Annotated in this window: 12 protein-coding genes; 9 read left to right on the forward strand and 3 right to left on the reverse strand. The window is 63.4% G+C overall.

The genetic code is table 11. The features are described from left to right. The first annotated feature begins 12 nt into the window (after positions 1 to 12). From HX807_RS12560 to HX807_RS12595, 8 genes are read left to right on the forward strand one after another with little or no spacing between them, the layout of a single operon-like run. Positions 13 to 2,004, forward strand: a complete 1,992-nt coding sequence (locus HX807_RS12560; protein WP_003208213.1) for an exopolysaccharide transport family protein — start codon at positions 13 to 15, stop codon at positions 2,002 to 2,004. Further along, entirely contained in the window at positions 2,004 to 3,194 is a 1,191-nt protein-coding gene (locus HX807_RS12565; RefSeq protein WP_003208215.1) for a glycosyltransferase, read from the forward strand. The genes HX807_RS12560 and HX807_RS12565 overlap by 1 nt, the downstream gene beginning before the upstream one ends. Continuing rightward, a complete protein-coding gene (locus tag HX807_RS12570; protein WP_003208216.1) occupies positions 3,184 to 4,512 on the forward strand; it encodes a cellulase family glycosylhydrolase in 1,329 nt (442 codons plus the stop codon). The genes HX807_RS12565 and HX807_RS12570 overlap by 11 nt, the downstream gene beginning before the upstream one ends. Before the next feature lie 8 nt (positions 4,513 to 4,520). Next, entirely contained in the window at positions 4,521 to 5,738 is a 1,218-nt protein-coding gene (locus HX807_RS12575; RefSeq protein WP_134327042.1) for a glycosyltransferase family 4 protein, read from the forward strand. Continuing rightward, positions 5,729 to 6,832, forward strand: coding sequence for a glycosyltransferase family 1 protein (locus HX807_RS12580; RefSeq protein WP_008434566.1), 1,104 nt, complete (start codon positions 5,729 to 5,731; stop codon positions 6,830 to 6,832). Before HX807_RS12575 ends, HX807_RS12580 begins: the two co-directional genes overlap by 10 nt. A gap of 2 nt (positions 6,833 to 6,834) precedes the next feature. Beyond that, on the forward strand, positions 6,835 to 8,262 hold the full coding sequence (locus HX807_RS12585; RefSeq protein WP_043225192.1) for an O-antigen ligase: 1,428 nt from the start codon (positions 6,835 to 6,837) through the stop codon (positions 8,260 to 8,262). Positions 8,263 to 8,264: 2 nt separating this feature from the next. Continuing rightward, positions 8,265 to 9,680 (forward strand): murein biosynthesis integral membrane protein MurJ, encoded by a 1,416-nt coding sequence (gene murJ / locus HX807_RS12590; protein WP_003208222.1) that lies wholly within the window; start codon positions 8,265 to 8,267, stop codon positions 9,678 to 9,680. A gap of 15 nt (positions 9,681 to 9,695) precedes the next feature. Next, entirely contained in the window at positions 9,696 to 10,760 is a 1,065-nt protein-coding gene (locus HX807_RS12595; protein WP_166742176.1) for an acyltransferase family protein, read from the forward strand. Positions 10,761 to 10,873: 113 nt separating this feature from the next. On the opposite strand, the gene HX807_RS12600 is transcribed toward HX807_RS12595, so the two are convergent. Next, positions 10,874 to 11,455, reverse strand: coding sequence for a DUF4174 domain-containing protein (locus tag HX807_RS12600; RefSeq protein ID WP_177050147.1), 582 nt, complete (start codon positions 11,453 to 11,455; stop codon positions 10,874 to 10,876). A gap of 164 nt (positions 11,456 to 11,619) precedes the next feature. Next, on the reverse strand, positions 11,620 to 12,240 hold the full coding sequence (locus tag HX807_RS12605) for a glutathione S-transferase (RefSeq protein ID WP_177050149.1): 621 nt from the start codon (positions 12,238 to 12,240) through the stop codon (positions 11,620 to 11,622). Positions 12,241 to 12,310: 70 nt separating this feature from the next. Here HX807_RS12605 and HX807_RS12610 point away from each other — a divergent pair, with 70 nt between their 5' ends. After that, positions 12,311 to 12,526 (forward strand): AbrB/MazE/SpoVT family DNA-binding domain-containing protein, encoded by a 216-nt coding sequence (locus HX807_RS12610; RefSeq protein ID WP_003208231.1) that lies wholly within the window; start codon positions 12,311 to 12,313, stop codon positions 12,524 to 12,526. Here the strand turns inward: HX807_RS12610 and HX807_RS12615 are convergent. Next, positions 12,523 to 13,101 (reverse strand): GNAT family N-acetyltransferase, encoded by a 579-nt coding sequence (locus tag HX807_RS12615; RefSeq protein ID WP_008434573.1) that lies wholly within the window; start codon positions 13,099 to 13,101, stop codon positions 12,523 to 12,525. The two genes, HX807_RS12610 and HX807_RS12615, sit on opposite strands and share 4 nt — an antisense overlap. Positions 13,102 to 13,119 lie beyond the last annotated feature (18 nt).

Raw genomic sequence — 13,119 nt, forward strand, 5'->3', positions numbered from 1 at the left:
GAGCGACATCCCATGATCGAGATCCGTTCTTTTCGTGATCTTCTGCGTCTGTTCTTCATCTTCAAGCACGAGTTCAAACTGGCGGCGATTGCCGCGCTGGTGATCATTTTGCTGGGGGCGTTCCTGCTGCCGGCCAAGTATGAATCCACCGCGCGATTGCTGGTAAAACCAGGGCGTGACTCGACGATGCCGATCGAGGTCGACAACCGTCAGCCAATCGTCATGCCGAGCACCCAGCGCGACCCGATTGTCGACGAAGAGCGCCTGCTGACCGGCCGCCCTATCGTGCGTGCAGTGGCCGAGCATTACCTCGACGTGATGGACAAGATGCAGCCGCCGGAAGGCGTGTGGAAGCGCACCAAGTGGTACGTCAAGAAAGGCATCAGTGCCGTGTTTGACGGTGTGCGAGTGGTGCTGGAAACCGTTGGCATCGTCGAAGAAACCACCCCGGTGGAACGCCTGGCGAAAAGCCTGGAGAAAAACTTCGAAGTGACCCACGCCATCGGCTCTACGGTGATGGACATCAGCTTCCGCTGGGATGACCCGCAAATCGCCCAGGCGGTGGTCAAGGATTGGGTCGAGACCTACATCGACGAGCGCACCCAGGCGTTGGGCCGCAAGAGCCTGTATGCGTTCTATGAAGGCCAGGTGTCTTCCAGCGCTGCGCAGATCAAGAGCTACAAGGAGCAGATCCTCGCGCACTTGAACGACATCGGCGCCTCGAGCATCACCGATCGCCTGGAAGACTTGTCCGAGCGGATCAACGTGCTGCGTGGCGAGGTGTTCAACTCCACTCGGCTGATCGCTTCCTCCGACGTGGCGTTGCAGAGCACCCGTGACCAACTCAAGGGCCAGCCCAAAGAGGTGACCACGGTTCGCCAGATCGCGTTGAACCCGCAGCAACAAGACTTGCGTCGCCTGCTGAACCAGAAGCTCCTGGAAAAAGCCGACATGATGCGTACCTATACGGATAACGCGCCGCCGGTCAAAGCCCTGGACGCTTCGATCCGTGCCATGCAGGCCCAGGTCGCCGGTGAAAGCGACACGGTGCAAAGCTCCGAGAACCGCGCGCCGAACACCCTGGAAATCCACCTGCAACGGGTACTGCTGGATGAGACCAGCCGCAACCAGTCGCTGCGTACACAGTTGGTGCAACAGCAGAAGCAACTGACTGAACTGGAAGCCCAGCGCAAGGACGCCCTGGCCATCGAGCCGGAACTGGCGCGCCTGGCCCGTGAGTTGAACGGCACCGAGAAAAACTACGCGCTGTATGTCGACAGCCTGGAAAAATCGCGGATCGACCGTGAACTGGACAAGAGCCAGATCAGTAACATCGCGGTGATCGAAGAAGCTACCCTGAACCCTGGGCGCGTCTTCCCGAAAACCCTGCTGATGCTGTTGCTGGCGATCCCGTTCTCCATCGTGGTCGGCTTGCTGGTGATCTACCTGTGCTACCTGCTGGATCAACGGATCCACGACGGCGGCCTGGTGGAAGGCAAATTCGGCCTGCCGCTGTGGACCACGCTGCCGGAGTTGGACACCAGCACCGCGCAAAGCACCAACGCCTTCAACGCGAGCATCTATCGCCTGTATGGGTTGCTGCCGCTGGAGCGTATTGCCGAACAGGGCCTGACCCTGGGGCTGACCTCGGCACGGCACGGTGAAGGCGTGAGCTTTATCGTCGAGCAGTTGCGCCAGTTGCTGGAAGAGAACGGCGTGCGGGTGCGGATCGGCGGGGTTGAGCCGGCGATTCCGGGCCAGGTGGTACTGCTGGATGCTTCGGCGCTGCTGGACAATCGTGATGCGTTCATCAACCTGCGCCGTGCCGACCTGATTGCGCTGGTAGTGGAAGCGCAAAAAAGCACGGTACCGGTGGTGGAACACGCACTGTCGATCCTCACCACGGCGTTCGGCAAGGTCGATGGCATTATCATCAACCGCCGCAAGTTCGAGGTACCGGTCAAGGTGCTGAAAACCATCGCCAAATACCGGGGTTCGTTCTGATGCGCATCGCCCTGCTCGCTCCCCTGCCGCCGGAAAAGAACGGGATCGCCGACTACGCGAACCACTTCAAGACGGCACTGGAGCAACTGGGCGTCGAGGTGGCTACGCCCTTGACGGGCGTGGTCGGCAGCACGGCGGCGATCAAGCAAGCCATTGCCGGTTTCGACTGGCAGGGTGTTGACCTGGTCCACGCCGAGCTGGGCGGTGGGCGGCTGGGGGAGTTCCTGGCCCTGCGCGAATTGCGCAAGGCCTACCCCGCCCTGCCGTTGACCGCCACGGTGCATGACCCGGAACGCATGGTCTGGCGGCGCGAGCAATTGCCCTTTCCGCTGAACCTGCTGGAATCCTTGCCCAGCCCATTGCCCCAGGCGGCAGTGGTGCTGGCCGATCCCTTGACCCTGCGCGAAGAACGTCACGTCGCCCAGGGCCTGACCCGGCTGGTGACCCTCACCCGCCTGGGCGCCGACTGCCTGACGGCGCGCATGCAATTGCCCGCCGGCAAGGTGGCGGTGATCAACCACGCCAACCTGGATATCCCGCCGGTGGCCTTGCCGCCGCTGGACACGCTGCACCTGTTGTATTTCGGTTTTATCTACCGTGGCAAAGGCATCGAAGACCTGTTGCAGGCCCTGGCCGCCGCCTTCGAAAAAGCCCCCGAATTGCGTGACCGTGTGCGCCTGACCCTGGCCGGTGGCACTGCCGCCGAAATGGCGTTTGGCACAGGCGGCAATTACCTGGAGCAGTTGAACAGCCAGATTGCCGAACTCGGCCTGGCAGGCTCCATCGACTGGCGGCTGAATTTGCCGGCCAGCGAGATCCCGCAGACGATCCAGGCGCACCATGTGATGGTGCTGCCGTATCGCGAATCGAAAAAGCTCGGCCTGCTGGGCCGCCAGCGCGGCACCAGCGGCGCATTGTCCTGGGCTGCCGCCTGCGGGCGCGGCGCGATCACCTCCGATGCCAGGGCGTTTGCCGAGGAAGTCGCCAGCGGCAATGGCGCCATCTATCCACAAGGCGATGTAGCCGCCTTGAGCGAACAACTGCTGCGGCTCGCACGCAACCCGCACATGGCCACGGACTGGGCCGCACGCGCCGCCGCCATAGGCCGCGAACGGTTGTGGCCAGTGACCGCGCAGAAGTTCGCGAGCCTGTTTGAGCAAACCGTTGCAGGAGGCAACCATGGCGCGTAAACGGACTTACCTCGCTACCCTCGCAGTCGTCGCTGCGCTGGGTTTGACCGCCTTTCTCTGGGGCCGCCCGGCCGATGCCGAGAGCCATGTGCTCAAGGGCAGCAAAGAGGTGGTGTGGAAGGACTTCCTGGGGGTGAACGCGCAGTTCCTGTGGTTCAGCCCCGAGCGTTATCAGAAGCAGATCGACCGCCTCAAGGCCCTGGGCCTGGAGTGGGTGCGCCTGGACCTGCACTGGGACCAGCTGGAAACCGCCGAGAACCAGTACAACGTCGCGACCCTCGACGAACTGGTGAACAAGCTGCAGCAGAACCAGATCAAGTCGGTGTTCTACCTGGTGGGCTCGGCGAAGTTCGCCACCACCGCGCCCGCCTCCTCGCCGTACCAGGACCAGTTCCCGCCCAAGGACCCGAATATCTTCGCCAACCGCATGGCATTGCTGGAACAGCGTTACCCCAGCGTAGATGCGTGGCAGGTGTGGAACGAACCGAACCTGCTGGGGTTCTGGCGCCCCGCCGCCGACCCGGCCGGCTATGCGAACCTGTTGCAAGTCACCGCCGCCGCGTTGCGGGTGGTGAACCCGAACAAACCGGTGGTGGCCGCCGGCATGGCATTCTTCAGCGAAATGCCCAACGGCCAGAACATGCTCGACGGGCTGCTGCAACTGGGCGTGCCGAGCCTGAATACCGTCATGTCCTATCACCCCTACACCCAATTGCCCGAAGGCAACACGCCGTCGAACCTCGACTTTGTCGAAAAAACCAGCGCCCTCAACCAGAAACTGCGGGCGGCCGGGGTGAATACCCTGTGGAGCACCGAGTGGGGCTGGTCGACCTACAAAGGCCCGAAAGAGGTGCAGGACTTCATCACCACCCAGGGCCAGGCCGACTACATCGTGCGCCGCGTCGCGCTGATGAGCGCGCTGGATTTCGACAAGATCTTCCTGTTCACCCTGAGCGACCTGGACCAGCGCGCCAGCGTGCGCGACCAGAGTTATGGCTTGCTCGACATCGACGCCAACCCCAAGCCGTCGTACACCGCGCTGCAGAATTTCCTGCAGGTGAGCGGGCCCAAATTGACCCCCGGCGACCCACCCACCGCCGATCAGTTGCCCGATGGCCTGTTCAGCATCGGCTGGTCCCGTGCCGACGGGCGCAAGGTGTGGTTTTTCTGGTCGGCCCGTGGCGGCAGCGCGCACTTGCCGGGCATGACCACCGCCACCTTGTATGACCCGTTGCGCGGCACCGAAACACCGTTGAGTGGCACCAATGGACTGGACGTACCGGTCAAGCCGAACCTGCAAATTCTGTTATGGGATTGAAGCCACCCATGCGCATCCTCTGGATCCTGCCCTACTCGCCTTGGCCCGCTACCAGCGGCGGCAAGACGCGCCAGTTTCATTTGCTGCGCAGCCTGGCTGCGCGCGGGCACCGGATCACCTTGCTGCTGCATGACAAACATGCGGTATCGCTGACGGATCGCCAGGTGCTGGAAGCCTTTCTGGAACAGGTGATCATCCTCCCCCGCCGCCCGCTGCGCAGCCTGAAGACCCTGCTGGCCGGGCTGTTTGCGCCGTACCCGTTGCTGGCCAGTGTGAATGGCCTGTCGGGTGAACTGCAGGACACCTTCGAGCGCTTGCTGACCGAGCATTGGGACGTGGTGCAGATCGAACATACCTACACCTTCCAGCCTTACGAAGATGCATTGGCCCGTCGCTCCCAGCCGTTTGTGCTGACCGAACACAATGTCGAATCGTCCCTCGGCGCCGCGACTTACGACCGCCTGCCCGGCTGGGCGTTGCCGTTCATACGCTACGATCAATGGCGCTACGGCCGCTGGGAACACCGGGTGATGCGCCAGGCCGCGCAAGTGGTCGCCGTGACCGACGCCGACGCCCAGACCCTGGCGCAGATTGCCGGCAAGCCGGTACCGGTGGTGGTCAACGGGGTGGATTGCGCGCACTTCGCTGCTGCCCGACCCGACCCGACGACCCGCCGCGTGCTGTTTCTGGGCAACTACGAATACGCGCCCAACGTCGATGCCATCGAGTGGGCACTGGATGAGATCCTGCCGAAAGTGTGGGCCCGCTGCCCCGACGCACGCATGAGCGTCTGCGGTTTCGGCATGCCGGAAAGCTGGCGCGAACGCTGGAAGGACGGACGCATCGAATGGCAGGGTTTTGTCCCCAACCTGCTGGCCCTGCAATCGAGTTGCTCGGTGTTTCTGGCGCCGTTGCGCCATGGCGGCGGCTCCAAGCTCAAGGTGCTTGAAGCCCTGGCCGCCGGCCTGCCGCTGGCGAGTACCGACCAGGGCGTGTCCGGCCTGGACCTGGTGGAAGGCCTGGATTACCTCGGCGGCCAGACCGCTGAAAGCCTGGCCGACGCCGTGGTGCGCCTGCTGCAACAGCCTGAAGTCGCTGCTCCCATGGGCGAAGCCGGTCGCGCTTATGTGCGCCGTGCCCATGACTGGAGCGTCGCCGCCAGCCAGCTGGAGCAGGTGTACGCGCAACTGTCGCCCCAGAGCCAAAAGGAGCCGGCATGCGCATAGGCCTCGATTACCGCACCGTCGGCACCTCGCCGCAATCAGGCATCAGTCGCCAGGTGTACGCCCTGGAAGATGCCCTGCGCACCCTGCCCGGCATCGAGCTCGAACGCTTCAGCGTCGCGCCGCTGGGGGATGAGCTGCGCCTGAACGTGCATTGCCCGGACTGGGGCTGCGCCAAGACCGCCATGCACCAGCCGCACCAGCGCCTGCGTTTCGAGGCGGGCTACCTGCCCAAGGCGCTGCGCAATGAGCACATCGATGTGTACATCAGCACCTTCAATATGGGCCTGCCGCTGCCGCCCAAACCCCAGGGCCTGCGCACCGTGGTGCTGCTGCATGACCTGTTTCAGATCACCCTGGACAACTATCACGCCAACCGCCTGAAGGCGCTGATCTACAAGGCCAGTGATCGGCTGTCGATCACCTATGCGGTGCACACGGCAGACCGGGTGTGGACGCCTTCGCAGTACAGTGCCGACGAAACCGCGCGGCTGTTTCCCAAGGCGGCAGGCAAGATTCGCGTGTTGCCCAACCAGGTGGTCGGTTTTGTCGGACTGCCGGCGGACCTCTCGGCCCGGCAACTGCCCGAGCGCTACTGGCTGCTGGTGGGTACCCGGGAATTGCGCAAGAACGTGCCGTTCCTGGTGGACGCCTGGCAGCAAGCGCGCAGCCAGTCGCCGAGCGTGCCGGAACTGGTGCTGGTGGGCAGCCTGGAGCATTTGCCCGAAGCACAACGCAACTACCCGGGGATACGCGCCTTGAGCGGCGTATCCGACGCTGAATTGCACGGGCTCTACCGCAAGGCCTTGCGCCTGTGGCAGCCTTCCTACGCGGAAGGCTTTGGCTTGCCGGTAATCGAAGCCCTGAGCGTCGGCACTCCGGTGGCGGTGGCCAGCGGTACCTCGCTGGACGAAATCACCCCGCCGCTGGCACCGCGGTTTTCACCCACGGACGGCGCGGCGCTGGTGCAATTGATGCTGCACCTGGCCGACCAACCCGTCGAACAACCACCTGAACAGTTACGCAGCTGGGCCGAACGCTTCAACCACCAGGCCTACCGTCGGCGCCTGGCCGAACTGATCGAGGAATTGAATTGAGAATCTCACTGGGTAGCCTCGTCGCCATCGTCTTCGGCCTGCTGTTTGGTGGGTTGATCCTGTTTCTTTCCCCGGTCAAGGCCGTGCTGGCAGTGATCGGCCTGGCCGCTGCCGTGACGATTCTGCGGTTCCCGTTCTGGGGACTGCTGCTGTTCGCCCTGGTGGCGACGTTCATGCCCTACTCCACCCTCAACCTGGGGATTCGCAGTACGGTCAGTGAGGCGCTGATCGCCCTGACCTGGGCGGCGGTGATCTGGCACGGTTTCCTCTCGCGCCTGCCGGCCGCCCCACCGCTGTCGCGGCGCCCTACCGACCGCATGTTGATGTGGCTGATGATCTTCACAGTGGTGCCGTTTATCGTCGGCCAGGTGAGCATTACCGCCGAGGCCAGCGGCGTGGCGAACTGGTTGCGTTGGCTGCTGAACCTGTCGGTGCTGTTCCTCGCCGCCAAGCTGCTGGTTGAACAGAAGAACCGCGAAGCCCTGGTGATCGCCTTGTTGCTGGGCACACTGGCGATGCTGGTGATGTCCATCGGTGTATTTATCCGCTCGCGCTCGGCCTCGGGCATGTTGCCGATCCTGACCCTGATGAACTACGGCAGCCTCGACACCCTGTCCCTGGGCCTGGGTGCCATGGCCTCGCGGATGGGTTCGCCATGGATGCACCCGAATGCCACCGGCGGGATCATGGCGCTGCTGCTGCCATTGGCGTTCTGCTACGGCATCACCAACACCGGCTGGAAACGCGGTCTCGGCCTGGGCGTTGCCTGCCTGGGTGCGGCAGCCCTGCTGTTGGCCAGCAGCCGGGGGGCGATGGTCAGCCTGGCGCTGGTGCTGATCTGGATGGCGTCGCGCCGGGTGCCGTACACCGGGCGTTTGCTGATGATCGGCGTGGCGTTGGCCGTGGCGCTGGTGCTGTCGTACCCACCGTTGCAGGAACGTCTGGCGACAATCTTTTCGGCGCAGAACGCGAGTACCGAAGTGCGCTTTGACGAATACCGCATGTTCCCCCAGGCCGTGGCCAGTTACCCGCTGGGCATTGGCTTCAAGGTTGACCCTCCAGTGCCGGGTACGCACCTGCTGGGGATTTCCAACCTGTGGCTGAATTTCGTCTACAAGACCGGGGTGATCAGCATGCTGCTGTTTATCGCAGTGACCTGGCGCTGGTGGCGCGAGTCCCGTCCGGAAATCGGCCCGATCCGCCTGACCAAGGACAATGCGATCTGGCTGGGCAGCACGGCGGGGATTCTGTCGGCGCTGGTCAGCGGCTTTTTCGACCACTACTTCAGCTTCGCCCTGGTGATGATTGCGCTGTTCTGGCTGATGGTGGGGATCAACGTGCTGGAGGCGCGGCGGCTGTTTCCGGCGCGTCTGCCAAAGGTCAAGACCGTGGCGCATCGCAAGCCTGTGTTCAATAGCGTCGGGCCCTAGGCATGCTCGGATCGGCGTTCTGGTTGACCCTGGCAACCTTGCTGGGGTTGTGCCTCGGGTTTGCCCGTGAGTGGTTGCTGGTGGCGGCGTGGGGTGCGGGCGAGCGCAGCGATGCGTTCCTGATCGCGCTGTTCTTGCCCGAAGCGTTACGCATGTCCCTGGCCGGCGGTGTGCTGAGTGCCGCCGCCCTGCCGCTGTACCTGCAACGCAAGGACGGCGAGCGCCTGGACTGGCTGGCGGTGTTGTTCCCGGCGCTGTTGCTGATCGCCCTGGTGACCAGCCTGCTGCTGACGTTGCTGGCGCCATGGCTGGTGCAGCTGCTCGGCCCGGGGCTGGCGGCGACGGCCACCAGCCTCGCCAGCAGCAACTTGCAGATTCTCGCCTGGAGTGTGCCGGGGCTGATGCTGCATGCGCTGTTCAGTATTCCGCTGCAGGCCAGCGAGCGCTTTGTGGTCGCGGGGCTCGGTTCGTTGCTGTTCAACCTGCCGCCGGTGACCTACCTCGCCCTCGCCGGTACCGCCACGCAACCGCACTCGCTGGCGTTGGCCTGCCTCACCGGCAGCCTGCTGATGCCCCTGGCGCTGTTGCCGTCGATGCTGCGCCTGGGCTGGCGGCCGTGGCGGCTGCGGGCTTCGACATTGGAATTGCGCGAGCTGGGCGCTCGCATAGGCCCGCTGCTTTTAAGCAACGGTGCCAGCCAGGGTTTGGCGCTGATTGAACGGCTGGTGGCGTCCTTGCTGGGTGAAGGTGCGGTGACCTGGGTCAACCTGGCCCGCAAGCTGATGAACTTGCCGTTGATTGCCCTGATGAGCCTCAACCAGGTGCTGCTGGGCATGATGAGCCGGCGCCAGGGCGACGAGCGCCTGGCCCTGCTCAAGCGCGGCCTGGAAACCGCCAGCCTGCTGACCCTGCCCGCAGGCGTCGGCCTGGTGGCGGCGGCGCCGAGCCTGGTGGCGTTGCTGCTGCCCAAGCAGTCGGTGGATTCGCCGTTGCCGCTGTTGCTGGCCTGGTTTGCCGTGCCGCTGGTGTTCGGCGCCTGGAACGCCCTGTTGGCGCGTTATGCCTACGCCGCCGGCGACACCCGCCAACCGCTGCGCTGCGAGTTGCTGGGCAGCCTGGTGAACGTGTTGCTGCTGGGTGTGCTGCCGTTTGTGTTTGGCCTGGCGGGTATCCCGCTGGCCGCCCTCGCCGGCGTGCTGTGCACGGCGTTGCTGCTGATGCAACGCCAGGCCTTGCTCGGCGCCCTGCCCTGGAAGGGGCACTGGTTGCTGAGTGGGCTGGTGATGGGCTTGGCGGCGTTGGTGTTGTTTCGGGTTCAAGGTATTTGGCTTCAGCTGGGGTTGAGCACCCTGGCGGGGGCCGTGGTGTTGCTGGGCATGGGCCTGTGGCTCAAGCCGTGGCGCAAGGCAGATTTATAGAGTGGGAGCAGTCAGGTGAAAAAACGCTGGATTCAAATGGATATTGCCAAGGGCATTGGCATCCTGATCATCGTGTTCGGGCATGGCTGGTTCGTGGAGCATTCCCCGAACCTGCTGTACCCGATACTCGCGGTCTTCATCCTGCCGCTGTTCTTTTTCCTCTCCGGGGTGTTCTTCAAGCCCGAGCAGCCGTTCGTTGAAATGGCGGTGCGCAAGGCCGATGCCCTGCTCAAGCCGTTCTTCACCACGATGCTGGTGTACGTATTGGTGCGCGACATCCTGCGCGGCCAACCGCTGCTGCCCGACATTGGCGGCGTGCTGTACGCCTCGGTGGATACCCTGCCCTGGCAGGCCTTGTGGTTCTTGCCACACTTCTGGGCGGCGATACTGTTTGCCTGGGTGATGCTGCGGCTGATGCAACGCCTGGGCCTGTCCCTGGTGTGGAGTTGCGTGGTGGTGGGCGTGCAGTTGCTGCTGGGGGTCTGGACCCTGGACTGGTTCTGGCAGGTACCGATCACCGTCGGCGGCCAGACCTGGACGATGCCGGGGCTGCCCTTCAGCCTGGATGTCACGTTGATCAGCAGTACCTATTTCATCCTCGGTTATCTGCTGCGGGACGTGCTGCGCAAACACCAGAGCTCACTGCTGAGCATGGTGGTGGCGCTGGTGGTGTACTTCGCGATTTTCATCCCGACCTGGGACACCATGGACCTGGCTCAACGGCGCTATGACCATTGGCTGTGGACCAGTGCACTGGCGGTGATCGGTGTGTACATCTGCTGGGCGCTGGCCGGGTTGATGATGACGTCTGCGGTACTGACCCGCGCCATGACCTACATCGGCCAGTCGACACTGATCCTGTTGATTTTCCATGGCGAGATCCAGCACAAGACCATCGCCCTGCTGCAGCACCTGGGCCTGCCGGATGTGGCGGCGGCGTTTATCGGGCTGGTGGTGGCGGTGGTGGTGCCGTTGATGATCGGCGAGGTGATCAAGCGGGTGGCCTTCCTGCGGTTTTTCTACTTCCCGTTCCCGGTGCGCAAGGCACCGGCGGTGGCCGGTGAAAAGCCTGGAGCTTGAGGCGTGATGTGGGAGCTGTCGAGCTTTAGCGAGGCTGCGATGGCATCACCGCGGTGTGCCTGAATTACCGAGGTGATGCTATCGCAGGCAAGCCAGCGCCTACAGAAAAACGCTCAATCATCCAGTGCCGGTTGTGGCGCTGGATGCTTGGAGTTCTTGCCGGCCTTGGCTCCAGGCTTGCCTGCTGCAGGGGCAGCGGGCTCAGGTTCGGCCGGCGCGGCAAGGTCCTTTTCAGCCTGGGGCATCTGATCAATTGCGCTGAAGAAATCCGCCAGGTTGAGGGTGTCGGGTGGCACGGTCTTCTCGAGTTTTTTCTCGCCGTCCTTGCCCACCAGAATCACCTTGGTACCACTGCCGGCGCCCAGCTTGAGTGCGCGGATCAGCGCGTTGGTTTCCGGCGGTGCGAGCTTCTTGTTGTCCTTCGCGTCCTTGGCGAACTTCTCGCCTTCAGCGCCGATGCTGCCAAAGGACACGGTGTACAGCACCATGTTGCGCTCTTCAAAGGACTGCTTGTTGGCAGGCTCGTCCAGCTGTTTCTTGAGGGTGGCCAACGTCGGGTTGCCGGAGTCGAGCTCCACCACCACCAACGGACGGGACTTGCCCAGGTCCTGCTTGAGCGGATTGAGATCATCCGCGGCCAACAGCGGCCCCGTAAAAGCCATCAGGGTAGCCAGGGTCAGCGACCGGATGAGCATGCACACCTCCTTTGAATTCCATGCAGGGTTCTTGAGTTTCATGTCTGCGACAGTCAAATTCAAGGATGATTCCTACAACAACTTCAGAAAGCGTAGGTCAGGACGCCCGCGACGCAAGGCGTTTAGCCACCTTACGCCTCATTGTTTCTTTTGATTGCGGATGCTCACGACGGCCAATGCCGGGCAAATACCGGCGCTACGTTTGGGTGGGCATCCACCTGCGCCAGCACCCGGGCAAACTCAGGCCGCGACTGTTGCAGCGCGTCCCGCCCGCCTGCCCAACGCGACACCGCCGCAGCCATGATCGCCAGTGCATTCGGAACCTGCGCCGGGGTGAACAGTTGCTCGGCAAATTGATCGGCAAACACTTCCCAGGCCCCATGCAGGCGGCGACGGGTGCCGCTGATCAGCTGTTCATGCTGCTGCGCATCGGGGCTGTCGGTCCAGCGTTCCGGATAGTCGATGATGCCAATCGCCGAGTAACAGTTGGCGGCGATGTACACCAGGCCGCGAATGACTTGGGCGGGCTCCTCGGGCAGCAGCCCTGAGGCGGGAAACTGCAGGCCCAGGTGAATCAGGATCGCCGCGCTTTCCGTCAACACGCTGCCATTGGGCAGTTGCAGGGTAGGGATTTGCTTGAGCGGGTTGATCCGCGCCAACGCCTCGTTGCCCACGCGGTCTTTCCAGGAGCAGGCGTCGACCTGGCACCACTCGACACCGCAACGCTGCAGGGCAATTTCGATGATGCACGAGCCGGTGCCGGGGGTTCCGTAAAGGGTGTACACAGTGCCAAGCCTCCTGGCAGTGGATTGAGGTGTTAGGCTAGGCCGTTCATTCGTTCAACGGGAAGCCATCATGCACAGCAAACGCGTCACGATCGAAGACTGGGACGGCGACGGCGCCATCCGCCTGCCAGACGAAGCCTTGCAGGAACTGGGGCTGGATGTGGGCGACACGCTGTACATCGTCGAGACCTATGTGGGCACGCAAAAAGGCTTTGTGCTGTCGACCACGCCGAAAATTGCCGACCGGATGGATGAGTTGGTGGAAGAGCTGAGCCATAAGCCCTAGCGAGCCAGCCTGGCTTGCAACCCCGCCTTCACCTGTGGCCATTCCGGATCAATGATGCTGAAGCGCACCGAGTTGCGCTTGCGGCCATCGGGCATGATGCGCTCGTGGCGCACGATCCCTTCCTGTACCGCGCCGAGGCGCAGGATCGCGGCCCGGGATTTTTCGTTGAGTTCATCGGTGGTGAACTGCACCCGCACACACTCCATCACTTCAAACGCGTGGGTCAGCAGCAACAGCTTGGCCTCGGTGTTGACCCCGGACTTCTGCACCGACTGGCTGATAAACGTGTGGCCGATCTCCAGCTTGCGGTTGACCCGGTCGACCTTCCAGAACCGGGTGCTGCCCACCACTTCACCGGTGTCGCGGCGCACGATGACAAACGGCATCACGGTGCCCGCCTCACGCCCGGCCAGGGCAATGTCCACGTACTTTTCGACGGTGTCGGGCCCCGGCACGTTGGTCACCTTGAGGTTCCACAACTGCCCGTCGGCAGCAGCCTGTACCAGGGCGGTGGCGTGTTCGCGTTGCAGGGGCCGGAGTTCGACCGTGGTGCCGGTCAGGGTGATTTCAGTCATGGGAGGGCTGCGCTGTCT

It is taken from the genome of Pseudomonas sp. D8002 (assembly GCF_013385695.1).
Taxonomy (GTDB): Bacteria; Pseudomonadota; Gammaproteobacteria; order Pseudomonadales; family Pseudomonadaceae; genus Aquipseudomonas.

Bases quoted from the DNA above. Each gene is read 5' to 3' on its own strand.
- HX807_RS12600 (WP_177050147.1), bottom strand. From the start codon at position 11,455: ATGCTCATCCGGTCGCTGACCCTGGCTACCCTGATGGCTTTTACGGGG.
- HX807_RS12575 (WP_134327042.1), top strand. From the start codon at position 4,521: ATGCGCATCCTCTGGATCCTGCCCTACTCGCCTTGGCCCGCTACCAGC.
- HX807_RS12570 (WP_003208216.1), top strand. From the start codon at position 3,184: ATGGCGCGTAAACGGACTTACCTCGCTACCCTCGCAGTCGTCGCTGCG.
- murJ (WP_003208222.1), top strand. From the start codon at position 8,265: ATGCTCGGATCGGCGTTCTGGTTGACCCTGGCAACCTTGCTGGGGTTG.
- HX807_RS12615 (WP_008434573.1), bottom strand. From the start codon at position 13,101: ATGACTGAAATCACCCTGACCGGCACCACGGTCGAACTCCGGCCCCTG.
- HX807_RS12580 (WP_008434566.1), top strand. From the start codon at position 5,729: ATGCGCATAGGCCTCGATTACCGCACCGTCGGCACCTCGCCGCAATCA.
- HX807_RS12610 (WP_003208231.1), top strand. From the start codon at position 12,311: ATGCACAGCAAACGCGTCACGATCGAAGACTGGGACGGCGACGGCGCC.
- HX807_RS12565 (WP_003208215.1), top strand. From the start codon at position 2,004: ATGCGCATCGCCCTGCTCGCTCCCCTGCCGCCGGAAAAGAACGGGATC.
- HX807_RS12560 (WP_003208213.1), top strand. From the start codon at position 13: ATGATCGAGATCCGTTCTTTTCGTGATCTTCTGCGTCTGTTCTTCATC.